This is a genomic window from Actinomadura meyerae, assembly GCF_900188445.1.
GTDB lineage: Bacteria > Actinomycetota > Actinomycetes > Streptosporangiales > Streptosporangiaceae > Spirillospora > Spirillospora meyerae.
Window position 1 is genome coordinate 106,461 of the sequence record NZ_FZOR01000025.1, and the last position, 25,100, is coordinate 131,560.

At 70.7% G+C, this 25,100-nt stretch carries 27 protein-coding genes; 17 read left to right on the plus strand and 10 right to left on the minus strand.

Going from position 1 to position 25,100, the window contains the following annotated elements; translation table 11 throughout:
• Positions 1 to 348: 348 nt before the first annotated feature.
• From CHF16_RS39630 to CHF16_RS24315, 6 genes are all read left to right on the plus strand, one after another.
• Complete coding sequence (locus tag CHF16_RS39630; protein WP_143228102.1) at positions 349 to 1,668, plus strand: NsdA family TPR-like regulatory protein; 1,320 nt, start codon at positions 349 to 351, stop codon at positions 1,666 to 1,668.
• The gene (locus CHF16_RS24295; protein ID WP_089328425.1) at positions 1,665 to 2,297 is read left to right on the plus strand and encodes a 2'-5' RNA ligase family protein; all 633 of its coding nucleotides are present in this window, start codon (positions 1,665 to 1,667) and stop codon (positions 2,295 to 2,297) included. The genes CHF16_RS39630 and CHF16_RS24295 overlap by 4 nt, the downstream gene beginning before the upstream one ends.
• Before the next feature lie 530 nt (positions 2,298 to 2,827).
• Positions 2,828 to 3,100 carry a hypothetical protein gene (locus tag CHF16_RS24300; RefSeq protein ID WP_089328426.1) on the plus strand — a complete coding sequence of 91 codons (273 nt, stop codon included), beginning with the start codon at positions 2,828 to 2,830 and terminating at the stop codon, positions 3,098 to 3,100.
• A 222-nt stretch (positions 3,101 to 3,322) separates the two neighbouring features.
• Complete coding sequence (locus CHF16_RS24305) at positions 3,323 to 3,808, plus strand: superoxide dismutase (protein ID WP_245869137.1); 486 nt, start codon at positions 3,323 to 3,325, stop codon at positions 3,806 to 3,808.
• A 201-nt stretch (positions 3,809 to 4,009) separates the two neighbouring features.
• A complete protein-coding gene (locus tag CHF16_RS24310; RefSeq protein ID WP_089328427.1) occupies positions 4,010 to 4,423 on the plus strand; it encodes an acyl-CoA thioesterase in 414 nt (137 codons plus the stop codon).
• The gene (locus CHF16_RS24315; RefSeq protein WP_089328428.1) at positions 4,420 to 5,541 is read left to right on the plus strand and encodes a zinc-dependent alcohol dehydrogenase family protein; all 1,122 of its coding nucleotides are present in this window, start codon (positions 4,420 to 4,422) and stop codon (positions 5,539 to 5,541) included. Before CHF16_RS24310 ends, CHF16_RS24315 begins: the two co-directional genes overlap by 4 nt.
• 12 nt (positions 5,542 to 5,553) lie before the next feature.
• Here the strand turns inward: CHF16_RS24315 and CHF16_RS24320 are convergent, their stop codons facing one another.
• From CHF16_RS24320 to CHF16_RS24340, 5 genes are all read right to left on the minus strand, one after another.
• Positions 5,554 to 6,297 (minus strand): hypothetical protein, encoded by a 744-nt coding sequence (locus CHF16_RS24320; RefSeq protein ID WP_143228103.1) that lies wholly within the window; start codon positions 6,295 to 6,297, stop codon positions 5,554 to 5,556.
• 100 nt (positions 6,298 to 6,397) lie between these two features.
• Positions 6,398 to 7,051, minus strand: a complete 654-nt coding sequence (locus tag CHF16_RS24325) for a pentapeptide repeat-containing protein (protein ID WP_089328430.1) — start codon at positions 7,049 to 7,051, stop codon at positions 6,398 to 6,400.
• A 62-nt stretch (positions 7,052 to 7,113) separates the two neighbouring features.
• Complete coding sequence (locus CHF16_RS24330; protein ID WP_089328431.1) at positions 7,114 to 7,845, minus strand: PaaX family transcriptional regulator C-terminal domain-containing protein; 732 nt, start codon at positions 7,843 to 7,845, stop codon at positions 7,114 to 7,116.
• Between the two features lie 13 nt (positions 7,846 to 7,858).
• Positions 7,859 to 9,007 carry a sensor histidine kinase gene (locus tag CHF16_RS24335; protein ID WP_089328432.1) on the minus strand — a complete coding sequence of 383 codons (1,149 nt, stop codon included), beginning with the start codon at positions 9,005 to 9,007 and terminating at the stop codon, positions 7,859 to 7,861.
• Positions 9,008 to 9,263: 256 nt separating this feature from the next.
• Positions 9,264 to 9,842, minus strand: coding sequence for a M15 family metallopeptidase (locus tag CHF16_RS24340; RefSeq protein ID WP_245869140.1), 579 nt, complete (start codon positions 9,840 to 9,842; stop codon positions 9,264 to 9,266).
• 200 nt (positions 9,843 to 10,042) lie between these two features.
• On the opposite strand from CHF16_RS24340, the gene CHF16_RS24345 reads away from it, so the two are divergent.
• From CHF16_RS24345 to aac(3), 4 genes are all read left to right on the plus strand, one after another.
• Positions 10,043 to 11,803 (plus strand): acyl-CoA dehydrogenase family protein, encoded by a 1,761-nt coding sequence (locus CHF16_RS24345; protein ID WP_089328433.1) that lies wholly within the window; start codon positions 10,043 to 10,045, stop codon positions 11,801 to 11,803.
• 109 nt (positions 11,804 to 11,912) lie between these two features.
• Entirely contained in the window at positions 11,913 to 13,160 is a 1,248-nt protein-coding gene (locus tag CHF16_RS24350) for a cytochrome P450 (RefSeq protein WP_089328434.1), read from the plus strand.
• A 136-nt stretch (positions 13,161 to 13,296) separates the two neighbouring features.
• On the plus strand, positions 13,297 to 14,391 hold the full coding sequence (locus CHF16_RS24355) for an NAD(P)-dependent alcohol dehydrogenase (RefSeq protein WP_089328435.1): 1,095 nt from the start codon (positions 13,297 to 13,299) through the stop codon (positions 14,389 to 14,391).
• 67 nt (positions 14,392 to 14,458) lie between these two features.
• Positions 14,459 to 15,316, plus strand: a complete 858-nt coding sequence (aac(3), locus tag CHF16_RS24360; protein ID WP_089328436.1) for an aminoglycoside 3-N-acetyltransferase — start codon at positions 14,459 to 14,461, stop codon at positions 15,314 to 15,316.
• Here aac(3) and CHF16_RS24365 read toward each other — a convergent pair.
• Positions 15,313 to 16,221 carry an NAD(P)-dependent oxidoreductase gene (locus tag CHF16_RS24365; RefSeq protein WP_089328437.1) on the minus strand — a complete coding sequence of 303 codons (909 nt, stop codon included), beginning with the start codon at positions 16,219 to 16,221 and terminating at the stop codon, positions 15,313 to 15,315. The two genes, aac(3) and CHF16_RS24365, sit on opposite strands and share 4 nt — an antisense overlap.
• A 175-nt stretch (positions 16,222 to 16,396) precedes the next feature.
• Here CHF16_RS24365 and CHF16_RS24370 point away from each other — a divergent pair, with 175 nt between their 5' ends.
• The 4 genes from CHF16_RS24370 to CHF16_RS24385 all read left to right on the plus strand — a co-directional run bounded on the left by CHF16_RS24370 (position 16,397) and on the right by CHF16_RS24385 (position 19,592).
• Positions 16,397 to 17,392 carry a nitronate monooxygenase gene (locus tag CHF16_RS24370; RefSeq protein WP_089328438.1) on the plus strand — a complete coding sequence of 332 codons (996 nt, stop codon included), beginning with the start codon at positions 16,397 to 16,399 and terminating at the stop codon, positions 17,390 to 17,392.
• A complete protein-coding gene (locus tag CHF16_RS24375) occupies positions 17,392 to 17,859 on the plus strand; it encodes an ATP-binding protein (RefSeq protein ID WP_089328439.1) in 468 nt (155 codons plus the stop codon). The genes CHF16_RS24370 and CHF16_RS24375 overlap by 1 nt, the downstream gene beginning before the upstream one ends.
• Positions 17,846 to 18,598 (plus strand): tRNA(His) guanylyltransferase Thg1 family protein, encoded by a 753-nt coding sequence (locus tag CHF16_RS24380; protein WP_089328440.1) that lies wholly within the window; start codon positions 17,846 to 17,848, stop codon positions 18,596 to 18,598. The genes CHF16_RS24375 and CHF16_RS24380 overlap by 14 nt, the downstream gene beginning before the upstream one ends.
• Positions 18,599 to 18,683: 85 nt before the next feature.
• Positions 18,684 to 19,592 (plus strand): SDR family oxidoreductase, encoded by a 909-nt coding sequence (locus CHF16_RS24385; protein WP_089328441.1) that lies wholly within the window; start codon positions 18,684 to 18,686, stop codon positions 19,590 to 19,592.
• A gap of 39 nt (positions 19,593 to 19,631) precedes the next feature.
• Here the strand turns inward: CHF16_RS24385 and CHF16_RS24390 are convergent, their stop codons facing one another.
• Entirely contained in the window at positions 19,632 to 19,964 is a 333-nt protein-coding gene (locus tag CHF16_RS24390; RefSeq protein ID WP_179271678.1) for a hypothetical protein, read from the minus strand.
• A 243-nt stretch (positions 19,965 to 20,207) separates the two neighbouring features.
• Here CHF16_RS24390 and CHF16_RS24395 point away from each other — a divergent pair, with 243 nt between their 5' ends.
• Both CHF16_RS24395 and CHF16_RS24400 read left to right on the plus strand, forming a co-directional pair.
• Positions 20,208 to 21,668, plus strand: coding sequence for an MFS transporter (locus CHF16_RS24395; protein ID WP_218826810.1), 1,461 nt, complete (start codon positions 20,208 to 20,210; stop codon positions 21,666 to 21,668).
• Complete coding sequence (locus CHF16_RS24400; RefSeq protein WP_089328444.1) at positions 21,665 to 22,072, plus strand: PPOX class F420-dependent oxidoreductase; 408 nt, start codon at positions 21,665 to 21,667, stop codon at positions 22,070 to 22,072. The genes CHF16_RS24395 and CHF16_RS24400 overlap by 4 nt, the downstream gene beginning before the upstream one ends.
• 14 nt (positions 22,073 to 22,086) lie before the next feature.
• On the opposite strand, the gene CHF16_RS24405 is transcribed toward CHF16_RS24400, so the two are convergent.
• The 3 genes from CHF16_RS24405 to CHF16_RS24415 form a co-directional block, all read right to left on the minus strand.
• The gene (locus CHF16_RS24405) at positions 22,087 to 22,539 is read right to left on the minus strand and encodes a MarR family winged helix-turn-helix transcriptional regulator (RefSeq protein WP_089328445.1); all 453 of its coding nucleotides are present in this window, start codon (positions 22,537 to 22,539) and stop codon (positions 22,087 to 22,089) included.
• A 101-nt stretch (positions 22,540 to 22,640) separates the two neighbouring features.
• A complete protein-coding gene (locus tag CHF16_RS24410) occupies positions 22,641 to 22,745 on the minus strand; it encodes a DUF397 domain-containing protein (protein ID WP_089328446.1) in 105 nt (34 codons plus the stop codon).
• A 181-nt stretch (positions 22,746 to 22,926) separates the two neighbouring features.
• Positions 22,927 to 23,193, minus strand: coding sequence for a hypothetical protein (locus CHF16_RS24415; protein WP_089328447.1), 267 nt, complete (start codon positions 23,191 to 23,193; stop codon positions 22,927 to 22,929).
• Between the two features lie 699 nt (positions 23,194 to 23,892).
• Here CHF16_RS24415 and CHF16_RS24420 point away from each other — a divergent pair.
• Positions 23,893 to 25,100: IS1380 family transposase (locus CHF16_RS24420; protein ID WP_089328460.1), on the plus strand; the 1,208-nt coding region annotated here is incomplete at its 3' end.

Consider the following 25,100-nt stretch of genomic DNA (forward strand, 5'->3'; position numbering starts at 1 on the left):
ACGCCACCTCGGCGCGGCTCACCCCGCCGCACTCGGTGCAGCTCTCCCGCCGTCGTTCCGGCCCGCGTCCGAAGCCACCTCGCGCGACCAGCAGGTCAAGCCGGGACGACACCCAGGACCAGCCACGCCCCATGCACGAACCGCAGGGGGTCTCACGAGTCGGCTCGTTCTCTCCGGGACGAGGGATCACCAGTCATGCCTCCTGAAGCCGCATGATCAACTGTGGTCGGATGCCGTACGGTGTTGCTTGTCATAGAGGCAACCAGTCATCACGTTCTGTCAGCACCGCTAACCAGCCCCTTTCCCGCCCCCAACCCGCCCCTTTCGCCCTCTGTGAGGCAAGGCCGGATGCCCGACGCGATCCCCAACGTGCAACTCACCGCTTGGCGTGAGGCGAGGTACTCGACTCGCGCGGATATGGCCGAGGCCGTCAACCGCACATCCACGGCGATCGCGAAGGGGTTGGTCTGCGACGAGGAGCGGCTTCGCCGTTGGGAACGGGGAGAAGTGCGCTGGCCGCATCCTCCCTACCGGAAAGCACTCCAAGAGTTGACCGGCCGGACGGCTGAGGAACTCGGCTTCGTCCCACCCGCGAAGCAGAAGGAGCGCAGCCGTTCGCGCACGGAACTCGCGCCCTCCTCGCCCGCAGAGGCAGATCCCGACCACTTCGAGACGGCCGAGTTGGCGCATACGGCCGAACTCGCTCGCCTCACGCAGTGGGTAACCACGAGCGGCACCAACGAAGAGGCCATTGCACGGCTCGCAAGATCAACAGGGTCCCTTGCGGCATCCCACACCCAGGTTCCGGCGAGAAGACTGCTCCGCGAAGTGGTCCAACTGCATCGCCGTACGCAGGAACTCTTGGAACGTGGACGTCACCGGCCCCGCCACGTGCGAGAACTACTCAGGATCGATGCCGACCTTCTAGCCCACGCCGCCGTGATCTTCGGAGACGTCAATCTCGACCACGCCGCCGAGGAGTACGCCGCAGCCGCGCTCATCCTGGCCCAGGAGGCAGGAGCCAACGAGTCCCTCGCCTGGTACGCCCAGGCCAAGACGGCACGCTGGCAGAACCGATTCATCGAGGCAGCCGACCTTGCCCGGCAAGGCTTCGAGGCCAGTGCGCCCAACCCGATGAAGACACAACTCGCCTGGTACGAGGCGAACGCCGCCGCTCTCCTTGGAGACAAGACCAGGGCACGCGAGGCGGTGAACCGTGCCGAGCGATCCGCCGAGGCCGGCCACGACACCCCCTCTGATCTCTCGGTGTGGTCCTTCCCGACCGAGCGCCAAGCCCTGTTCTCCCTGTCGGTGGCCACCCGAACCGGTGATCTGGACGGCGCGCTACAAGCAGCCGAGATGGCGGACAGCGCATGGGCAGCGGGCGCCCCGGTCGCTCCCGCGAACTGGGCTCAGATACGTGTCGGCACCGGAGTCGCCCACCTGCTGAAGGGCGACCTGGACGGCACCGCCGAGGAACTGACCAAGCTTCTAACACTGGACCCCGGAATGCGGCTTGCGACCGTCACCCGCTACCTCGGCGACCTGGACCGCCAACTTGGTCGAGCACGCTTCCAGCACAGCCCGCTCGCTGCGCAGCTCAGACAGCAAATCCGTGACTTCAACGCCGCCGCCCTGACCGACGACGCAGATATGGAGAGCCCATGAGTCCGCTGCCTGCGCAGATGACTGACCGCTGGCGGAACCGCGAGGAACCCGGACCAGGCCAAGGCACGGTCTATTGGCACATCCTCATGAGCGGCCATCCCGAAGCGCAGGAACTCGCGCAGACGGCTCAAGAGCGGCTCGCCCCCTTCTCCGGCCTGCACTTGACCCCCGCTGCGTGGCTACACGTGACCACCCACGTCGCCGGCCCCTCCGACGAGATCACCGACGACCAGCAACAAGACATGCTCGCGATGGCAAGAGGTCTCCTCAGCAAGACCCCGCCCGTCGAGGCGACGCTAGGCCGGATCCTGTACCACCCCGAAGCCATCGCCGTCGCCGTCCATCCCGTGGGACCCTTGACCCAGATCCGCGAAGCCGTCCAGGCAGCCACCCTCAAAGTGACCGGCAGCGAAGGAACGCCCGAAGGCCGAGCCACGTGGGCCCCGCACATGACGATCGCCTACAGCGAGACGGACCAGCCAGCCGAGCCGATCATCACCGCACTTGGCCGAGAGCTTCCAGCACGCCAAGTCACCATCGACACCGTCACCCTGGTCGTGCAACGCGGAGCCGAACGACTCTGGGACTGGCACCCCGTAGGACAAGCCCACCTACTCGGCCATCCCTGACCGGCCCACGTCCGTCCGCGCGGGACACAACCCTTGATCATTGCCGAATTAGGCTGTTTGAGATCAAGGGGCGGCGGCGCTCAGGCCGCTGCGCGGCCCCGCGCCAGGCCGCCCGGAGCGTGCGGCGTGGGCGCCGGTCACCGGACGGCCGCGCCGGGCCGCGCATCCTGCCACCGCCGCCCCGTCCGCCACTCGCCGGCGGTCACGGGGGGCGCGCCGCCACCAAGGACGAGCCCGCGCCGTAGCGTCAAACCCCGTTTGTCGACGACCACCATGCCTTGCTGTCGTCAAGCACCGTTGCTCGTCACGGTATGCACGGGGCGAGTGGTTCAGCGTGCGCTACTGGGGAACCCCGTGGTTCCCCAGACCCCTCCTGGGGCCGGAACACCCATTCGCGCGCCAACGTCTGTCACACCACCTCGCCGTTCGCGCGAATGGGCGCTCCGGGTCGGTGCAGCGATGCGAGGGAGGAGCCGCTAGTACGGTCTCTCCGATCAGTACTTGATCACCGGCCATGGCAATCTGGCACTGTGACTACCGACCAGCCGCCTCCACAGGACGAAGCGGTCCTCCGGCTGCTCCAGGAGCGGGCCGGACTGGCCACCGAGATCGTCTTGAGCGACGGCCAGAGATTGACCGTGTTCAACATTGCTTGGGGATACGAGCCCTGGGAGGAGCATGCCCATGTGACGACCAACATCAGCCCAGGCATAGCATGCGCTGCCATCGACTTCTTCTCCACACAGGCGGTGGTCGCGATCATCGATCCCGCCAACGGTGCTGTGCTGCTCGGAGCTTCGTAGAGTCTGTGCCGTCCGTGCCTTGATCAGTGCCCGGCACATCAATCCACAGACAGACGCCGCAGACCAAGATCCGGAACATGCGCGGAACGGCTACCTGCCCCACTGTGTGTGGGAAGTGTGCACCGGCAGGTCAGAGGCCCTACCACCTGCAGGGGGCCAGCGCCCTCCGGAGCCGTTGCCGCGACCAGTGCCCCCGATGGCGCGAGGGCACATCGGGGGCACATGGGTTCGCGATCACGCGCGAGACGACGAGAACCATCGAGGGCAGTAGCGCCAGGTCAGAGCAGGAACGGGTCGCATTGCCGCAGGTCGCGATCTTGGACCGTTCAGAACTCGGTCTTCTGGAACAACCTGTCGCCCGACGGCGGCGACCGACCCGAAGGCGAGCTGGCGGCCGCGATCGACGAGCACTTCGGGACGTTCGAGGCGTTCCAGAAGCAGCTCACCACGGCGACGTCCACCGTGCAGGGGTCCGGTTGGGGCGTCCTGGCGTGGGAGCCGCTCGGCCGCCGCCTCGTGGTGGAGCAGGTCTACGACCACCACGGCAACGTCGGCATGAACACCACCCCGCTGCTGGTCTTCGACGCCTGGGAGCACGCGTACTACCTGCAATACCGCAACGTCCGCCCCGACTACGTCGAGAAGCTCTGGACCCTCGTCGACTGGACGGACGTGACGACGCGCTTCGACGCGGCCCGCGCGTCCTAGAACGGCGGCACCGGACGCGGTGCCGCTCAAGGGGGCGGCGTTCACCTGGCCGGGATCGTGCTCAGAACCTTTCCTCGCGGCCTGGTGAACGCCGCTTCCCCGTTGGGCGGACGCACCGCACCGCCCACCCGCCGCTGGGCACGGTCACCGTTCCCCGGCCCGATGCCATGCCGCCTTCGGGCCGAACATAGGCTGCCCTCCATGACCGGCGAGTACCAGTACTGGGAGAACGTCCCCACGCGGTGGAAGGACAACGACGTCTACGGGCACGTCAACAACGTCGTCCACTACTCGCTCATGGACACCGTCATCAACGAGTGGATGATCCGGACGGCCGGTTTCGACCCGGCGACGTCCCCGTCCATCGGCCTCTGCGTCGAGTCGCACTGCGAGTACAAGGCCGAGGTCGCGTTCCCGGACACGATCAGGGTCGGGCTGCGCATCGGCAAGCTGGGCCGCTCCAGCGTCCGCTGGGAGGTCGGCATGGTCCGCGCGTCCGACGGGGCCCCCATCGCCGAGGGACACTTCGTGCACGTCTTCGTCGACCGGGACACCCGCCGCCCGGTCGAGATCACCGGCCCCGTCCGCACCGAGATGGAGAAGCTGATCCCATGACCGAGACCCGCGCCGCCGTCCTCGTCGAGTCCGGACGCCCCGCCCCCTACGCCGAGTCCCGCCCGCTGGAGATCGCCGGCCTGCGCCTCGACCCGCCGGGCCCCGGCGAGCTGCTGGTGCGGATCGGCGCCGCGGGCCTCTGCCATTCCGACCTCTCGGTCATCAACGGCTCCCGCCCCCGCCCGCTCCCCATGGCCCTCGGCCACGAGGCCGCCGGCGAGGTCGTCGAGACCGGGCCCGGGACCGAGTTCGCGCCCGGCGACCACATCGTCCTGGCGTTCGTCCCGGCGTGCGGCCACTGCGAACGCTGTGTCGGCGGACGGCCCGCCCTCTGCGGCCCCGGCGCGCAGGCCAACGGCGCGGGCACCCTCCTCGGCGGCGGCAAGCGCTTCGTCGCCGCCGACGGCACCCGCCCCAACCACCACCTCGGCGTCTCCGCGTTCTCCGAGTACACCGTCGTGTCGTCCCGCTCCGCCGTGAAGATCGACCCGGACCTGCCGTTCGACATCGCCGCCCTCTTCGGCTGCGCCGTCCTCACCGGCGCCGGCGCCGCCCTCTACAGCGCGGCCGTCGCTCCGGGCGACACCGTCGCCGTCTTCGGCCTCGGCGGCGTCGGCCTGTCCGCCGTCCTCGCCGCCAAGGCCGCCGGCGCCGCGACGGTCTACGCGGTCGACCTCGTCCAGGACAAGCTCGACCTGGCCGCCTCGCTCGGCGCGCACCCCGTCCCGGGCGGTCCGGACGCCACGGACGCGATCCGCGACCTGACGTCCGGCGGCGCGGAGAAGGTCATCGACACGACGGGCGTGGTGCCCGTCCTGGAGCAGGCGTACGCCGCCACCCGCTCCGGCGGTACCACGGTGACCGTCGGCCTCCCCGCCCCCGGCGCGCCCCTGACCCTGCCCGCCCTCAGCCTCGTCGCCGAGGAGAAGACGCTGCGGGGCAGCTACCTGGGCTCCTGCGTCCCCCGCCGCGACGTGCCCCGCTTCATCGCGATGTACCGCAACGGCAACCTCCCCGTTGACGCGCTGCTCACCGGAAGCCTCCCCCTGGACGACATCAACACCGGCTTCGACCGCCTCCACACCGCCGAAGCCGTCCGCCAGGTCATCACCTTCTAACCTGTCCCCGGGTCAAGAGACAGCCCGCGCCGCAGCGAGCGCCTCCCGGTACTCGCCGAGCCACTCGGCTTCGGCCTGCTCTTCCGGAATGCCGTCCAAGCCGTCGGCCAGCAGCGCCGCCGCGGCCGTGTACTCGCCGATGCCGAGTTGCGCGACACCGATGTTGAGCGCGAAGAAGGACTGCGAATACCAGTAGACCGGCGGCGGTGGCTCGACCGCGTCCATGGAACGGTCGGCGGCCTCGTCGAGCAGCCGCCGTGCCCGCTCGGTCTCCCCGAGAGCGGCGTAGCCCTGCGCGGCCTGCAGCCGGTCGAAGGTCGCCTGGACGTGATGGCCGCCCGGAACCGCCAGCGCCGCCATCGCGGCCCGCACCACCGCCCGCGGCCGGCCCTGCCGCCGCGCGACATACCCGCGGAACGAGGTGGCGATCGCCCCGATGGTGCCGTCATCGAACTCGTCGGCGAGGTCCTCACCCCGGGCGAACAGCCCGATGGCCTGTTCGTCACGCCGGAGTGCTGCGTTCAGCCACCCCGCGTACACCGTCCACTCGGCCACCATCCGACCGAACCGGACCCGCAGCGGGCCCCGCGCGTCGCCGAGCGCCACGGTCAATGCCCCGAGCTGACTGGAGACGGGAGTGATGAGGGCGCTCGCCCCGAGCACGTCCTCCAGACGCCGCTGCCCGGCGAGAACGACGGCGAGCACATCCAGCGCGGCCGCATCGAGCCTGGCCGGACGCAGCGCGGCGAGAGTCAAGCGCTCGCTGTCATCAGGCGTGAGCCCGTCCCCGGCCCATACAACAACCCTCAGAGCCCCGCCATCGCTCCTTGTCTCCCCAGCCCGCACGCGCACTCCGCTAATGCAGTACCGACACGTCCGCGCCGTTGCGCCTGAACCAGCGCTCCAGCCGGATGCCCTCAAGCTCGTCGGCGACTCCGTGATCGGTGAGCACGATGGAGCCGACCACGCTGCCGGTCATGCCCCTCACCAGGGTGTTCGTGAAATCCGTGCCGCCGAGGCCGGTGAGCACCACGTTGGACTCGCGGAGATCGGCATTCCTCATGTCGCAGTCGATGAACGTGGCATCCCCGATGTCCGCCCGACGCAGATCGGCTCCGGCAAAGGACGTGCGTATGCACTCCGCCCGCCCGAGCCGGACCCCGTGCATCCGAGCCCCGGCGAAGTCCGCCCCGCTGAGGAACGCCTTGACGAAATCAGCGCGCGCCAGATCGGCACCACGGAAGTTCGCCCTCTCGCAGTGCGCTCTCCAGAACACGCAACGGCCGAGGCCGCAGCCGGAGAAGTCCGACCCGCTCAACCAGGCCTCGATGAAGTCCGCGCCGGTGAGATCCGCGCCCCGGAAGTCGAGATCGAGCGCGTAGAGAGTCGATACTGCGGTCCGCCCGCGCAGTGCCGCGACCGCTTCCGGGTCGAGCGGCCAGGCACCGGGCTCCCACGGGCGACCACGGATACCAGATGACCCTGCCGCTGCTTGTTCTGGCCGGTCCATCGAACCTCCCGTCCGACGGATTGTCAGGGTAAAGGTCGGCGGCGCGTCCCGGTAGGGGGCGGTCAGGTCAGTACTTGGGTTGTGAGGAGTTGCTCGAAGTCCTTCTCGAACGACTCGTAGAGGGTGCGGAGGGCTGGGCCCGGCCAGGCGGGTGGGAGTAGGGGCGCGGGGAGGAGCGGGTCGCTCAGGAGGTGGCGGAGGACGGCGGCGGCCAGGGTGAAGCGGTCGGCGATGTCGGTCGCCTCGGTCAGGGCCGTGCGGAGGGTCTCGGCCTTGGACGTCCAGGCGTCCAGGTCCCAGAGGGTGGCGGCCAGTGAGGCGGGGTCCTCTTCGGGGCGGCCCGTCAGGAAGGTGCACTGGCGGACGACCGGGTCCGGGCGGGTGCGGGTCAGGTTCGCGGGGCGCAGCCAGGTGCCCTCGCGGAGTTCGGCGAGGCGGAGCGCGGACATGGCCTGGCGCAGGGCGGTGCGGTCGGCGGCGGGGCGGCGCTCGGCGGTGATCACGGCGATCTCCCAGGTGCCGTCCCAGGGGCGCGTCGGCGGGCGGCGGGCCTCGTCCTGGCGGGCCTGGCGGGCGAGGAGGCGGTCGGTGAGCGCGTACCCGCCGGCGGACTGGACGAGGTCGTCGGAGGCCACCATGCGGGAGAGCGCGACGCGGACCGTCCCCTCGGCGATGCCGAACAGGTCGCCGACGCGGACGAGGTGGCGGGCCGGGAGCCGGGGCGGGTGGACGCCGAGCAGCGTGCTCAGCACGACCGAGCGCGCGGTGAGCGGGCGGATGTCCGGGTGGTCCATGGCGGGCTCGACCCTACCCGGCCAGCGGGTTCCGTTCGGGGACGGTCCAGGCGGTGTGCAGGGGGAGGCGGATCGTGGCGATGAGGCCGCCGCCGGGACGGGGGGTGAGGTCGAGGGCGCCGTCGTGCGCCCGGACGATGCTGCGCACGATGGCCAGCCCGAGGCCGACGCCCGCGTGCTCGTCGGTGCGCTGGCGCTGCGTGCCGCGCTGGAACGGTTCGGTGAGGGTCGGGATCAGCTCCGGCGGCACCGGCCGTCCGGTGTTCTCGACCTGCAGGACGCTCGCGCCGTGCCGCGCTTCGGTGTGGACGGTCACGGTGCCGCCGGTGGGCAGGTTGTGGACGATGGCGTTCTGGACGAGGTTCGTCACCAGTTGCAGGAGGAGTTCGGCGGAGCCGAGGGTCTGCGCCTTCTCGCCGGTGACGGCGAGCGTGATCTGGCGCCGTTCGGCGAAGGGGAGCAGTGTTTCGGCGGCCTCCTCGGCGACGAGGGACAGGTTGACCACCTCGCGGGCGAAGTTCCTGCGGTCGGCGCGGCTGAGCAGGAGAAGGGCCTGCGTGAGGTCGATCGCCCGCGTGTTGACGGTGTGGAGGCGTTCGATGAGCTGGTCCCGGCCCCGCGCGGGGTCGTTGCGGGCGACGTCGAGGAGCGTCTGCGAGATCGCCAGCGGGGTGCGCAGTTCGTGGGAGGCGTTCGCGGCGAACCTCCGCTGCTCGGCGACATGGGATTCGAGCGTTTCGAGCATGGTGTCGAAGACGTCGGCGAGTTCGCGGAACTCGTCGGCGGGGCCTTCCAGGCGGATCCGGTGGGACAGCGATCCGCTGGACGCCAGCCGTGCCGCGTCCGCGATCCGGGTGAGCGGTGCGAGCATCCGGCCGGCGAGGAGCCATCCTCCGACCAGGCCGAACACCAGCAGGAAGGCCATCGCCGTCGCCGCGCGGGGGACGAAGGCGCGCTGGAGGTCTTCTCGGCCGGGGACGAACCTCGGTCCCGGCCCCCCGGGCCGGTCGTTCCCTCCCCCGAGTTGGATGGCCCCATCGGGCACGTACCGCAGGAGGAACACCCAGACCACGGCCAGCAGGAGGGCCCCGGCGAGCATGAGGAAGCCGGCGTAGCTGAGGGTGAGTTTCAGCCGGGCGCTGAGCCCTGGGCGCCTGTCCATACCTGCAGGTTAAGCGGCGTCCCATATCGCCGGCATATGCAAAACCCGACGTCAGCCGGGCCCGGCGCACGGGGGAGACCGCCGGCGCGTTGGCTGCGGGGTCGGCCCGGTCGGCCAGCGGAAGATGCCCCATGACGCCCACGATGCGGATCCTGCGCGCGCGCTGGGCGCGGTGGGCGCGCTGAGCGAGACGGAGCAGTTCGTCCCACCGTTCGCGGGGGGGCAGCCTCGCTCTCAACGGGAATCGCGACCCTATTCACGGGCGCCTCCGCAGAAATTCGGCCGGATTCGCGTACATCGGCGGACGCCGTTCGGCGGCATCGGGATGCGGCAGTTGGATCGGCTCGACGACGCGGTACTCGAAGTGCCACCACTCATTCCGGTAGATGCGGTAGAGCCCGTACCGCCCGCCGTGCCGTTCGAGCCACTGCGCGCCCTCCGTCGGACGAACGTCGATCGCGAGGCCCCGCACATGGCTGGACTCGTCCGGCGGCAGCACCCGGCGCCGCGCCGCCGGCACCGAGCCGGTGCGCCGCACCTCCGTCCAGAAGAGCCGGTGCTGCTCCGCCGCGTCCCGGTACCCCGAGGTGAGGCCGATCAGCTGCCCGTCCCGCCAGAACGCCTCGGCCCGCGCGTGCGTGAACGCCGCCAGCGTTTCCGGCGCCAGCCCGCGGAGGTCCTCGGCCGGGAAGCGCAGGCTCAACGCCCACTGGCAGGCCAGGAAACGGGCGCGGCCCGGTGCGCGGCAGAAGGCGATCGGCACCAGCAGCACCGCCAGGAGCCGGGTGGCGACCGCCAGGACGCGCACCTTCAGCGCCGAGGATGAGTGCGCCACGGCTCACCGCCGAAGGGGCAGGTCGTGGGCGGGGCCTCGGGCGGTCGAGGAGTGGAATGCGCTCTGGTGCATGCCTCCACTGAAGGCGGACGGCTGTTGCGGTGCCGTATGCGGTTTTCCATACGCTCGCGATACACCGGCGCCCGGCCGATGCTGTTACAGGGTTCCATCATGTGACGGAGAAGCGTAATGTCGGGTTCATGACGTCCTATCTGATCGAGCCGTTCGACCGGCTGCCGTTCGGCGGCGCGGAGAAGGCGCGCCGGTACGCGACCGAGCGCTACCAGGGGGCCGTGGGCCGCAACTGGTACGACTGCGACCCCACTCTGCGGTTCCTCATGCGGCGCCACCTCGGGGACGGGTTCGGCTGGGCCGAGCCGCGGCTGAAGGAGATGGGCGCGCTGATGGGCGGGCCGATCGCCGATCGCGCCGAGGAGACCGACCGCAACCCGCCGCGGCTGGAGAAGTACGACCGGTGGGGACGCGACGTCAGCGAGGTCGTCATGCCGCCGTCGTTCGAGGCGGCCCGGCGGGACCTCGTCGCGACGTCGTTCACGCGGCCCGACTTCGTCGCGGAGGCGAAGGCCAACGGGGTCGACCCGGCGCCGCTGGGCGTGGCCTGGAGCTACCTGCTGGACCAGGCCGACATCGGCATGGCCTGCGCGCTCGGGACCGGCGGCGACATGGTCGTCCGGCTGACCGAGATGTTCGCGCCCGAGGACGTCCGGGAGCGGGTGCGGGACCTGTTCGCCGCCGGGGAGATGTCCGGCGAGGCGGCACAGATGCTGACGGAGCGGTCAGGCGGGTCGGATCTGGGCGCGCTGGAGTCGACGGCGTCCAAGGACGGGGACGCCTGGCGGCTCAACGGGTTCAAGTGGTTCGCGTCCAACGCCAACGGGTCCGCGTTCGTGGTGCTGGCGAAGTCGGAGGGCGCCGCCGACGGGGTCCGGGGGATCGCGCCGTTCCTCGTCCTCAGGGAGCGGCGGGACGGGACGCGCAACGGCGTCCGCATCCGCCGCCTCAAGGACAAGCTCGGCACGCGCTCGGTGGCCTCGGCGGAGATCGAGTTCACGGACGCGGAGGCGTTCCTGCTGGCCCCGTCGTCCAGCGCCGGGCAGGGCGGCGACGGCAAGGGACTCGCCCGCATGATGGAGCTGACGAACGGGGCGCGCCTGGGCATCTCGATGATGGGCGTCGGCTGCGCGCGGCGGGCCCTGGTCGAGTCGCTCTGCTACGCGCGGGCGCGCGAGGCGTTCGGTGCCCCGCTGGCCGACCAGCCGCTCATGCGGCGCAAGCTCGCCGAGCTGATCGTGGAGACCGAGGCCGCGCAGGCCCTCGTGTTCGACGGCTATCTGGGACGCCCGAGGCTGCGCATCGGGGCGGCGCTCATCAAGCTGAGGGCGGCCAGGCTCGGTGTGACGGCCGCCAGCGACGCCATCGAGATCCACGGCGGGAACGGCTACATCGAGCAGTGGCCGGTGGCGCGCATCCTGCGCGACGCTCAGGTCAACCCCATCTGGGAGGGCGGTGACAACGTCCTGTGCCTGGACGTCCGCCGCGCCATCGAACGGCAGGACGCGCACGAGCCGTTCCTGGAGAGGCTCACCGAGGCCGTCCGGCAGGCGCCGCCGGGCGACGACGCCACGGCCGGGCTGGTCGGCGACCGCATCGGTCATCTCCGCGAGGCCATAGACAGGTGGCGCGGCCTGGACAGGACCGTCGCCGAGGCGCGGCTCTTCCCGCTCGCCCAGTACATGGCGGACGTCTATGCGGCAGCCTTGCTGCTGGAGCAGGCGGGCTGGGAGCGCGCCGACTCCGGCACGGACCGCAAGGCGCTCGTCGCCCGGCTCTACGCCCGGACGCACCTCGCCGACGCCGGCCCGCTGCGCGCGATCGACGCGCCCGCGGAGGAGCTCGACCGCTTCGGCGAGCTGGCGGACGGCGCGTTCACCGGCGGCTGAGCGGGAGGCCGGGGCGGGGGCGGCCCGGCGCCTACGGGAATCGTTGACCGAACGCGATTCGGCCCCGTAGGTTCCTGGGTGGCGGCAGCCCCGATCGAGGAGCAGAGCGATGACGCTTACCGTGGCCGAGGCGGGCCTCGACCTCGCCGACCCGCACGCCTACGCCGACGACCGCCGGCTGCACGCGTCCCTCGCGCTGCTGCGCCGCGAGTCGCCGGTGCACCGGGTGGACGCCCCCGAGTACGAGCCGTTCTGGGCGATCACCAAGCACGAGGACGTCCTGGAGATCGAGCGCAACCACCAGATCTTCCTCAACGCGCCGCGCCCCCTGCTCGGCACCGCCGAGTTCGACCGGCTGAACCGGGAGCGGGCCGAGCAGGGCATCGCGCTGCGCACGCTCATCCACATGGACGACCCCGACCACCGGGTCATCCGGGCGATCGGCGCGGACTGGTTCCGGCCGCGCGCCATGCGGGCGCTGGAGCCGCGCATCAAGGAGCTCGCGAAACGGTACGTCGACCGGATGGTGGAGCTGGGCGGCGAATGCGACTTCGCCCAGGAGGTCGCCGTCCATTTCCCGCTGTACGTGATCCTGTCGCTCCTCGGGCTCCCCGAGAGCGACTTCGGCCGCATGCTGAAGCTGACGCAGGAGCTGTTCGGCGGGGACGACGCGGAGTTCCAGCGCGGCACGACCAACGAGGAGAAGCTCCAGGTCCTGCTCGACTTCTTCGCGTACTTCCAGGAGCTGACGGTCGCGCGCCGCAAGGACCCGACCGACGACCTCGCGTCCGCCATCGCCAACGCGCGGGTCGACGGCGAGCCGCTCAACGACTTCGACACCGCCTCGTACTACGTCATCATCGCGACGGCCGGGCACGACACCACCAGCGCGACGATCTCCGGCGGCCTGCACGCCCTCATGGAGCACCCCGACCAGCTCAAGCGGCTCCAGGAGAAGCCGGAGCTGATGCCGTTCGCGGTGGACGAGATGATCCGCTGGGTCACCCCGGTCAAGGAGTTCATGCGCACCGCCACGCAGGACTACGAACTGCGCGGCACGACCATCCGGGAGGGCGACGCCGTCCTGCTCTCCTACCCGTCCGCGAACCGCGACGAGGACGTCTTCGACGAACCGTTCACGTTCGACGTCGGCCGCGACCCGAACAAGCACCTCGCGTTCGGTTTCGGCGTCCACTACTGCCTCGGCGCCGCGCTCGCCCGCATGGAGATCCGCGCGTTCTACGAGGAACTGCTTCCGCGCCTCCGCTCGATCGAGCCGGCCGGAGAGCCGGTGGGCATCGCCACCACCTTCGTCGGCGGGCTGAAGCGCCTCCCCGTCCGCTACTCCATCGCCTGAACCGCCTCCAACTGCCTGAACCGCCTCCACCGCCTGAACCGCCTCCACCGCCTGAAGCGCGCCTCCCTCTGGAGCGCGTTCCTCCGCCCGACCGGAGCGCCTCCCCTCCGCCCTCCCTCCCCCGAAGGAAGCCCTGGTGCAGATCCAAGCCGCGGTGCTGCGCGCCGCAGACGCCCCGTACGCGATCGAGTCGCTCGACCTCGCCGACCCCGGGCCCGGTGAGGTGCTCGTCAAGATCGCCGGTGCCGGGATGTGCCACACCGACATGCTCGGGCGGGTACCGGGCGACCTGGTCGCCAAGCCCGTCGTGCTCGGCCACGAGGGGTCGGGCGTGGTGGAGGCGGTCGGGGCCGGCGTCACCGGCCTCACCCCCGGCGACCACGTGGTCATGTCGTTCGACTCGTGCGGGACGTGCGACACCTGCCGCACCGCGCGCCCCGGCGCGTGCCCGCAGATGACGGCGCTCAACATGCTCGCGATGCCGCTGGACGGCGTGCCGCGCGCCACGACCGGCGACGGCGAGGCCGTCCACACCCGCTGGTTCGGGCAGTCGTCGTTCGCGACCCACGCGCTCGGGACCGTCCGCAACGTCGTGCCGGTAACCGCCGACGTGCCGCTCGAACAGCTCGGGCCGCTCGGCTGCGGCGTGCAGACCGGCGCCGGCTCGGTGCTGCTCTCCCTCGGCGTCCGCGCCGGCGACAGCATCGCGATCTTCGGTGCGGGCGCGGTGGGGCTGTCCGCCGTGCTGGCCGCGCGGGTCGCGGGCGCGACCACGATCGTCGCGGTCGACCTGCACGAGTCGCGGCTCGACCTGGCCCGCGAGCTGGGCGCCACGCACGTGCTGAACGGCGCGGACGACGACATCGCCGGGCAGATCCGGGCGATCTCCGGCGGCGAGGGCGTGCGGTACTCGTTCGACACCACCGCCGTCCCCGAGGTGGTGTCGACGGCGGTCGCGTCGCTGTGCACCACCGGCGTGTGCGGCCTGGTCGGCGTCGGCGCCGCCGAGTACCGGCTGGACGCGAACCTCCTGCTCATGGGCCGGACGGTCAAGGGCATCATCGAGGGCGACGCCGTCCCGCAAACGTTCATCCCGACGATGATCGAGCTGTGGCGGCAGGGCCGGTTCCCGTTCGACCGCCTCATCACGACCTACCCGCTGGACCAGATCAACCAGGCGGAGGCCGACACGACGTCCGGGAAGGTCGTGAAGCCGGTTCTGATCCCGTAGCCGGGACGCCGTACCGGACGTCCGAAAAAGGGTCGACCGGGCCGGGGCCGGTGCGTACGTTGCGCTCATGGACGAGTTGGACCTGCTCAAGCGCTCCGGCGGCCCGGTCACCCGCGACGCCCTGGCCCGCGACCTGACCGCGCTCGGCCTCGCCGAGGGCGACATCGTGATGTTCCATACCCGCATGTCGGCGCTGGGGTATGTCGCCGGCGGCACGCAGACGGTCATCGGCGCGCTGCGGGACGCGGTCGGCGCCACGGGCACGCTGATGGTCACCTGCGGCTGGAACGACGCCCCGCCCTACGACTTCACCGACTGGCCCGCGGACTGGCAGGCCGCCGTCCGCGCCGGGCATCCCGCCTTCGACCCGGTGCTCAGCGAGGCCGACCACGACAACGGCCGGCTGCCCGAGGCACTGCGCCGCCATCCGGGCGCGGTGCGCAGCCGCCACCCCGACGTGAGTTTCGCAGCCCTGGGCCCGGACGCCCACGCCCTGATGGACGACCACCCATGGGACGACCCGCACGGCCCAGGCAGCCCCCTGGCCCGCCTCACCGAGATGGGCGGCCGCGTGCTCATGCTGGGCGCGCCCCTGGAAACCCTCACTCTCCTGCACCACGCCGAGGCGCTCGCCGACGCGCCCGGCAAGCGGTTCGTCGACTACGAGCAGCCCATCCTCGTGGACGGCGAGCGCGTCTGGCGGCGCTTCCACGACATCGACTCCGGGAACGGCGCCTTCGACTACGACCCGGTCGTGCCCGAGGGGGTGGACGCCTTCGAGGTCATCGCCCGCGACATGCTCGCCGCCGGGTACGACCGCCGGGGCGAGGTCGGCGCGGCCATCAGCCACCTGTTCGAAGCACCCGACGTGGTGCGCTTCGGTGTCGAGTGGATGGAGACGAAGCTCGCGGCCGGTCGCGGTTAGACGACGCGGTGGAGGAGTGCGTCCCCTCGGGCGAGGCGGCGGCAGTTCTCCACCGCGACGGCGAAGTACCTGTCCCAGGTCTCGCGGGTCAGCCAGGCGACGTGCGGCATGACGACGACGTTGTCCAGGGCGAGGAGCGGGTTGGACGCGTCCGCCGGCTCCTTCTCGAAGACGTCGAGGCCGGCGCCGCCGAGCCGGCCCGCCGCCAGCGCGTCCACCAGCGCCGCCTCGTCGATGACCGCACCGCGCGCCGTGTTGACGACGATGGCGCCCTCAGGCAGCAGCGCGAGCCGCCCGGCGTCGAGCAGGTGGTGGGTCTCGTCGGTCAGCGGCACGTGCACCGACACGATGTCGCTGGCGCGGAGCAGGTCGTCCAGCTCCCGCCAGGCCGGGTCGTCGCGGCGCGGCCGGCGCGATGTGTAGAGGACGCGCGCACCGATCGCCTCCAGCATGCCGCGCAGCAGGGACGCGATCTCGCCGCCGCCGAGCAGGCCGACCGTCCGCCCGGCCAGTTCCCCGCCGGTCAGCCCGCGGTCGGCGGGCCAGCCCTCACCGCGCTTCGTCCGCGCGTCGAACGCGACGACCCGGCGCAGCGCCGCCAGCATCAGCAGCAGCGACGTCTCCGCGACGGCCTGGGCGTTCCGGCCCGGCATGTTCGCGACGGCGATCCCGCGCTCCTTCGCCGCGTCGAGGTCGATCGTGTTGACCCCGGTGCCGAGCTTCTGGATCAGCCGCAGCTTCGGCGCGCGGTCCATGTCGGCGGCCGTGAGCGGCCGCAGCACATGCCAGATGACCTCGGCGTCCGGCAGCAGCTCCGCGAACCGCGCCTCGTCCTGCTCGGAGCAGCTCGCGATGTCGAGCCCGGGCTCGGCGTGGTCCATGTCGTAGTGCAGCAGCACCCGCATGCCGTCCCCTTTCGTCTTCCGTCGTTGGGGGAACCCCGCGTCGGCGCCGGACCTTCCCACCGGATTATCGTGCTGATCATGAGGACGAGTCGCGGCGGAGCCGCCGCCGGACCCCGGGGGCCGCGCCGGCGGTGGCCGCGCACCGCGCCGTCCCGACCGGAAACGAGGTAGGCCCATGTGGACGGACGTCCCGATCATCCAGGCGCCGATGGCGGGCGGCCCGTCGACGCCCGAGCTGGCCGCCGCCGTGTCGGAGGCGGGCGGCCTCGGCTTCCTCGCCGCCGGCTACAAGACTCCGGAGGCCATGCGCGCGGACATCGAGGCGACCCGGAAGCTGACCTCGCGCCCGTTCGGGATGAACGTCTTCATGCCGTCCCTGGACGAGATCGACCCCGCCGAGGTCGCCGCCTACCGCGACCGCCTCGCGCCAGAAGCCGAACGCCTCGGCGTGTCTCCCGGCACTCCGGGCCCTCGCGACGACGCCTACGAGGCCAAGGTCGCCGACCTGCTGTCCGACCCGCCGCCGTTCGTCAGCTTCACGTTCGGCTGCCCGTCGCAGGCCGTCGTCCGGGCGTTCCAGGCGAAGGGCGTGACCGTCATCGTCACCGTGACGTCCGTGGACGAGGCGCGCCAGGCGTCCGCCGCCGACGCGCTCTGCCTCCAGGGTTCCGAAGCGGGCGGTCACCGCGGGTCGTTCACGAACACGTCGGACGAACCGCTGCCGCTGCGCGTCCTGCTGCACTCGGTCCACGCGATGACCTCGCAGCCGCTCATCGCGGCCGGTGGCCTCGCCTCGTCCGCGGACGTCGCCGAGGTCCTTTCCGTGGGCGCCGTCGCCGCCCAGTTGGGGACGGCGTTCGTCCGCTGCCCGGAGAGCGGCGCCAGCGCCGTCCACAAGGCCGCCCTGACCGACCCGCGCTTCACGTCCACCGCGTTGACCCGAGCCTTCAGCGGACGGCTCGCCCGGGGCCTGGTCAACCGCTTCCTCACCGAACACTCGCCGCATGCACCGGCCGCTTACCCCGACGTCCACTACGTGACCTCACCGCTGCGCAAGGCATCGGCCGCGCAGGGAGACCCCGAGGGCGTCAACCTGTGGGCGGGCGAGTCCTTCCACCACACGACCGACGCCCCCGCCGCCGACGTGGTACGCGCCCTCGTCCCAGGCTGATGCCCGAGCTGGCCATCCTGATCGGCCTCCAGGCGTCCGGGAAGACAACCTTCTACCGGCGGCATCTGGCCGGGCACGTCCACGTCAGCAAGGACCTCTTCCCGAGGGGGGCACGGCGCAAGGAGGCACGCCAGCTGCGGCTCATATCCGAGGTCCTCGAACAGGACCGAGACGTGGCGGTCGACAACACGAACCCGTCCCCGGACGAATGGCGGCCGCTCATCACCGTCGGCCGCCGTCACGGCGCGCACATCATCGGCTATTGGTTCCCGCCGGACGTCACGCTCTCGATGCTGCGCAACTCCGCCCGTCCGGCCGAAATCCGGGTGCCGGACGTCGGCGTCTATGCCACGCTCAAACGTCTTCGCCGTCCGCGCCCATCGGACGGCTTCGACGCGCTGTTCACGGTGACCCCCGCCGCCGACGGCGCATTCGACGTCAGGGAGATGACCGATGAAGGACCTTGAGGCGCAGATGCGCGCCCGCGAATGGTTCCACTCCCTCACCCTGCTGCCCGGCGCGTGGACGGTCATCCGCGTGGACGGCCGCTCCTTCTCCCGCTTCACCGAGACGCACTTCGACAAACCCTTCGACCCGCGTTTCTCGGAGCTGATGACCGAGACCGCGCAGACACTCCTCACCGACCTCGGCGCCCGCTACGCCTACACCGAGAGCGACGAGATCTCCGTCGTCCTCGACCCGTCCTTCGACCTGTTCGGCCGCGAGGTGGAGAAGCTCGTCTCCCTGTCGGCGAGCATCACGACCGCCGCGTTCACCCACGCCGCCGGTGAGCCCGCCGCGTTCGACAGCCGCATCTGGATGGGCACGACCGTGGACGACGTCGTCGACTACTTCTCCTGGCGCCAGACCGACGCCGCCCGTTGCGCCCTGGAAGGCTTGTGCTACTGGACGCTCCGCAAGGAGGGCCGCTCCGGCCGGCAGGCCACCCGCGAACTGGAACGCACGTCCGTCTCGGCGAAGAATGAACTCCTCTACGCGCGCGGTATCAATTTCAACGAGATCCCGTCCTGGCAGCGACGCGGTATCGGGCTCTGGTGGGAGACCTACGAGAAGGTCGGCCACGACCCGATCCGCGGCGTCGACGTGACCGCGACCCGTCGCCGCGTCAAGGTCGAACGCGAACTGCCGATGAAGGACGACTACCGCGCCCTCGTCCGGTCGCTGCTGGAGTCTGACGGCGTTTGACGGGCGGCTTCAGGGGTAGCCGCCACACGCAGTGACAGGGGTGGCCTGCCCCGCCCACCGCGGACGCCCAAGGGGGTCGTAGAACGTGCAGGGCAACGGAGACGACCGCACGAAGCCGCAGGTTCTCTCGGAACCGGTGCCTCCATATCCCAAGCAGCGGCAGCAGCCGCCCGGCAGCGAGCAGGACGTCGAGCCGAAGCCCCGCTACCAGGCGGAGCGCTACCGCGCCGCGGACAAGCTGCGCGGCAAGATCGCGCTGATCACGGGCGGCGACTCGGGCATCGGACGCGCGGTGGCGGTGCTCTACGCCCGCGAGGGCGCCGACGTCGCCATCACGTACCTGCCGGAGGAGCAGCAGGACGCGGACGAGACGCGTCGCGCCGTGGAGGCCGAAGGGCGCAGGTGCCTGCCGCTGTCCGGCGACCTGGCCGATGCGTCGTTCTGCTACGGCGCCGTCGAGCGGACGGTGCGGGAACTGGGCGGCCTGAACATCCTGGTACAGAACGCGGCCCACCTGAACAGCCAGCTGGACCTGTCGCAGCTCTCCTTCGAGGACTGGGACCGCTCCTTCAAGGTGAACGTGTACTCGTACTTCCACCTCGTGCAGGCCGCGCGTCCGCATCTTAAGGCGGGCGACTCCATCATCGCGACCGCCTCGGAGGAGGCTCTCAAGGGCAGCGACACGATGATCGACTACGCGGCCGGCAAGGCCGCCCTGGTCAACTTCACCAAGTCGATCGCGTTCCACCTGGCCAAGGACGGCATCCGCGCGAACGTGGTGGCCCCCGGCCCGACCTGGACCGTCCTCAACATCGCCGACCAGAACATGCCGCAGGACGGGCTCGCGAACCTCGGCAGCGAGGGGCCGATGGGACGCGTCGCGCAGCCGGAGGAGATGGCGCCGGCGTACGTGTACCTGGCGTCCGACGCCGACTCCAGCTACACGGTAGGCGAGATCCTCGCCGTGACCGGCGGCCTGACCACCACCCGCTGACCGCCGCCCGCCCGCCTCACACGCCCCCGGCGGCAGGCGCTACTCGCCCGCGCCGCCGCCGTCCCGTGCCCGCGCCCGTGCTCTGCCCCTGCGTCTTTCACGCCATGACATGGGAAGGATGAGGACCCACAGCGCGGCGCCGGAGGCCAATGAGGCGTGGCCCGAGCCCCACACCGCCGACATGGCGACAAGAGCGAGCGACCACTCGACCGGACGCATCATGACCGGACGGTCTGCCTCGTCCCACCCCTGCGACAGCGCGCGCCGTCGGATGCAGACCTCGGCGAGCACGCCCACGCCCACCTGAGCGCACGCCCATACGACGAACCAGACCGACCAGAAGAGCGCCTCGCCGCCAACGGCGCTAGCCACTGAGGCGAGGAAAACCGCCAGGAGCACCACCAGCCTCAGTCCCACCGCGACACCTCCAGGACGCCCGTCCACGGCGTCCACCGTCGGACGGCCCCTCCATCAAAGCGCGGGCCCGGCCGCATGACCACAAGATCCGTTGACGTTCGTTCGCACCGAGAACTAAAGTGCTTCGTACTACATACATTCTGTACTACGAATGACTGGAGGATCCGTGAACGAGCACGTCACCCCTGGCGGCACCGAGTGACCGGCGCGCGCGCTGACGAAACCGGCCCTGCCGCGACGAGCGGAACCAAGACCCTGGCCGTCCTCGTCATCGCGGTCTTCGTCTATGCGCTGATGCAGACGGTGGTGGTCCCGGCGCTGAAGGTGCTGGAGACGGGCCTGCACACCACACCCGCCGCAGCGTCTTGGATCCTGACCGCGTTCCTGCTGTCCAGTGCGGTGATGACACCGGTGCTGGGACGGCTCGGCGACCAGCACGGCAAACGCCGGGTGCTTCTGGCGGTGCTGGTGGTCTACACGGTCGGCATGGTGGGTGCGGTCGCCTCGCAGAACATCGGCCAGCTCATCGTCGCCCGCGTCTTGCAGGGGGCTGCGCTGGCGGTGGTGCCCCTGTCGATGGCGATCCTGCGGGAGGCGCTGCCCGCCCGGCGGCTGCCCTTCGCGATGGGGCTGGTGTCCGGCATCGTCGGCGCCGGGGCGGGCGCCGGGCTGATCGTCGGCGGGTTGCTGGCCGACCATCTGTCCTGGCGCTGGCTGTTCGTCCTCGGCACCGCTCTCACCCTGGTCAGCCTGGTGCTGGCGGCGCTGTGGGTGCCCGCTGACCGGCGCAAGGCCCCGGGAGGGATCGATATGCCGGGCACCGTCCTACTCGGCGGAAGCCTGGTGGCGATCCTGCTCGCGCTGGCGAAGGGCCCGTCATGGGGCTGGTCGTCCGGACGGGTGCTGGGCCTCCTGGCCCTCGGCGTCCTGCTGTTCGGCGCGCTCATCGCGGTGGAGCGGACCAGGCGCGACGCGCTCATCGACGTCGCCGAGCTGGCCGACCGGCCGATGCTGATGACGCATCTGGCGGCGTTCCTGTTCGGCGGCGGCTCCTACTTCTTCTACCTGGCGCTGCCGCTGTACGCGCAGCAGCGGCCCGCCGGAACCGGCGTCGGGTTCGGCGCCTCGGTCACCGAGGCCGGCCTGCTGATGCTGGCGGGCGCGCTGGCCGTGATCCCCGCGGGGATGGCGGTCGGACGGCTCGCCACGGCACTCGGCCCCCGCTGGCCGATGGCGGGCGGCTTCACGCTCATCACGGCCGCGTCGGTGCTGTTCGCCGTCGAGCACGACGAGAAGTGGCAGCATGTGGTGTTCTATGCGGTCGTCGGAGTCGGAACCGGCCTGGTCATCGGTGTGCTACCCAAGCTGATCGCCGACATCGTCCCGCTGGAGCGCACGGGCACCGCCAACGGCCTGAACAACATCGCCCGCACCGTGGGCAGCGCGGTCGGCACCGCACTGGCCGCCGCCGTGATCGCCTCGGCACACGCGGCGCGCGGCACGACGCCCGACTCCACCTACACCACCCTGTTCTGGCTCGCGGCGGCCGCCGGGGCAATCGGCGTCGTGGCCGCACTCTTCGCCGTCCGGCGGCGCACCGCCGCCGAGGCCCCGGCCCCCGTCCGTCCGCAGCAGCCGCAGACCACCAAGTCACCATGAGCGTGTTCACTACGGCGGAACTCGCCTACCTGCGCGGCGGCGGCCCGCACCGGCTCGGGCGGCTGGCCACGGTCGGGGCGGACGGCGTCCCCCACGTGGTCCCGTTGGGCTGGTCGCTCGACCCGACCGCGACCTTCATCGAGATCGGCGGCCGCAATCTCGTCAGCTCCAAGAAGTTCCGGGACGTGTCGGCCACCGGCCGCGCGGCCCTGGTCATCGACGACGTGCTGCCGCCGTGGCGGCCCCGCGGCGTCGAGATCCGGGGCCGCGCCGAGGCCGTCCCCGGCCCGGCGGCGCACATCCGCCTGACCCCCGAGCGCGTCATCAGCTGGGGACTCCACGAAGGCGACACCATAGAGGCCACCTACCGGGCCCGCGACGTGAAGGAGGGCGGACGTTCCTGACCCGAGCTACGGTCTCACGTCACGGCGATCGGCCGGGCGAAGCCGTTCTCGGCCAGGATGAGCGCGACGGTCGACGCCAGCCGCTCGCGGTCGTCGCGCTCAAGCCGTCCCACCATCGAGTCCAGCCGCGCGACGACATCGTCATGGGCCCGGTCGGCGAGCGCGGCTCCGTCCTCGGTCAACGCGACGCGCCAGGCCCGCCGGTCGGCCGGATCGGCGACCCGAGTGGCCAGCCCGCGCTTCTGCACCCGATCCACCAGGCCGGTCATGCTGGACCTCTCCAGATGCATCAACCGGCTCAGATCCGTCATCCCGAGCGGCTCGCGGAGCAGCATGCACACGAGTTGCAACTGCTGCGAGGTGAGGCCGTGATCCCGCGCGACGTCGGCGAACACGTGCTGCACCAGATGCGACAGCCGGACCAGCGCGTCGGCCATCCCCAGCCCACCGGCCCCCGGGATCGTCATCACCCACCTCCGCCCGAAGTCTAAACGCCACGCCCGAAACTCCTGCTCAGCGTGATGGCGGCCTGGACATCGAACTCAGACCGATGACCTCAACGCGGGGGTCAGTGAGTGTGAGGGTGAAGGGCCGCGCGCAAGGCTGCCCGGGTCAGCAGGAGGACGGGCCCGTCCGGGTCCTTGCTGTCTCGTACCGCCACAACGCCGGCCATGTCCGCCAGTTGTCACCAGCCGAATCGGCGATCTCGTCCGCGCCGCACACGTCCTCACTCTTCCTGGCAGCGCTGGATCACCTGAAGTCACCGGGAAAACCTCACTGAGGTCCATGGGAGGCTCGCGCGGCGACCAGGCGGACGTTTTGTGTCTGTACCGTCGCGCCTCTGAGGGGCAGGGCTATCCGTGGGCCACCTCGATGACGCCGAGGACGAAGACGCAGAGGCCTATCACGGCGAAAACAGCGGTGAAAATGCGCTGATACAACACAGACTGTCGGTAGGTTTTGTGCAGTGCCCTGTTCCAGCGGCGCGCGGCGATGCGGTCTGCCCAACCGCGGTAGTTGATGACGACCGGGACGCAGATAGCCAGTACGGCGAACCCCCAGATAATCTGGGTCCAACCGCCTCCCGACTGTTCGGGTGGAATTGCCGCCGTCAGGAACATGAATCACTCCCTACGATTCGTTCCTCGTTATTCTTCAGGTTTGAGAACGTCAGCGGCTGAAGCCTTGTTCCGTCGTAGTGACGAGCTTGTCGGCGGGAGTGAAGCAGGGACTCCGTGTACCGGTCTTCGTGGTTGCGGGTCGGCGTGCGGGAGCACCGGGACGCTCGTCAAAGCTTCAAGCTTCGCGCACGTTCTCCAACACCGACCGGCTCTCATCCTCGTCATCCAGCGGTGCGTAGGGTTTCGCCACCTGCATATTATCGGACTCCGGCGCCCGGCGGCAGTGGTGGCAACGAGTCCATCAGTGAGATTTCCCGGTGATTTTTCGCTGATTCGGCGCTGCTCGAGAAGGGTGAGGGCGTGTGCGGACGAGTGGGGGGACGTAAGCCAGGCTCGACGCATTCACCGCCGTTGCTGAGGCTTCGCTTGGCCTTGCGGCACTCGGCGGTCTTCAGATCATTAGTCTTCGGTTATCTTGCGGCTTTTCCAACCTCAGTTGGTGTGAAGCCGCACGGTGACGATCGCCCGGACGGTGGTGTTCAGACGGCTTAGCCTCGATCCACCAATGAATGATCGTCCAGGTTGCGGAAACGACAAAAGGGATGCCCCGTGGCCTGCGATGATGGGCTTGTCTAGGGTCCAGCAGCGCAGAAGCAACGAGGCATCCCGTAAGTGCAATCCTCTCATGCCTGTTCGGCGGTGGCTGCCGCGTTCGACGAGCCGAACTTGATCGCCGATGCCGGGCTGGTGCCGGTGGTGCGGCTGGCCGAGCGGGCGGGGTTGCCCGAGCTGGCGGCCGAGGTGCTGCGCATCGAGGGTGCGCGCAACAGCGCCGGCGCCGCCCCGGCCGCGAAGGTGATGTCGCTGGTGGCGGCGATGTGCGCCGGAGCCGACAGCATCGATGACACCGACCGGTTGCGGCACGGGGCGATGCCGACCGCGTTCGACGGGGTCCGGGCGCCCTCGACGCTGGGCACGTTCCTGCGGTCGTTCACCCACGGCCACGCCCTGCAACTGCACGCGGTGCACCGCCGGCTGCTGGCCGAACTGGCCCGGCGGGCGCCGCTGCTGCCCGGCGCCGACCAGGTCGCCTTCATCGACATCGACTCCACCCACAAGCGGGTGTTCGGCCGCGCCAAGCAGGGCGCGCAGATCGGGCGGTTCAAAGGGGTCCGGACCCTGCATCCGCTGCTGGCCACGATCTGCACCCCGATCGCCCGCCCGGTCATCGCCGGGGTGCGGCTGCGCCGGGGCAAGGCCGCCGATGCCCGCGGCGCGCAGCGGTTCGTCGCCGAGGCCTTGGCCACCGCACCGCAGGTCGGCGCCACCGGGCTGCGGGTGCTGCGCGCCGATTCGCAGTTCTACAACGCCGATGTGGTGGCCGCCTGCCGCCGCACCGGCACCTGCTTCTCGATCACCACCGGGGCCAACCCGTCCATCAAGCGGGCCATCGCCGCCATCGACGAGAATGCGTGGCGGCAGATCCACTACCCCACCGGCGTGCCCGATCCCGACACCGGCGAACTGATCTACGACGCCCAGGTCGCCGAAATCAGCGCCTACACCGCCTTCACCGGACGGCCCAAGGCCGAGCAGGTCACCGCCCGGCTGATCGTGCGGCGCGTCCGTGACCTGGCCAAACCCGCCACCATAGGTGAGCAGGGAGAACTGTTCCCCGCCTGGCGCCACCACCCGTTCTTCACCGACAGCCCGTTTGAGACCCTGCAGGCCGAGCGCCACCACCGCCACCACGCGGTGATCGAGCAAGTCATCGCCGACGGCAAGGCCGGGCCGCTGGCCCACCTGCCGTCTGGGCACTTCAACGCCAATGCCGCTTGGCTGATCTTGTGGGCGATGTCGTTCAACCTGCTGCGCGCCGCCGGTGCGCTGGCCTCGGCCTTCCACGC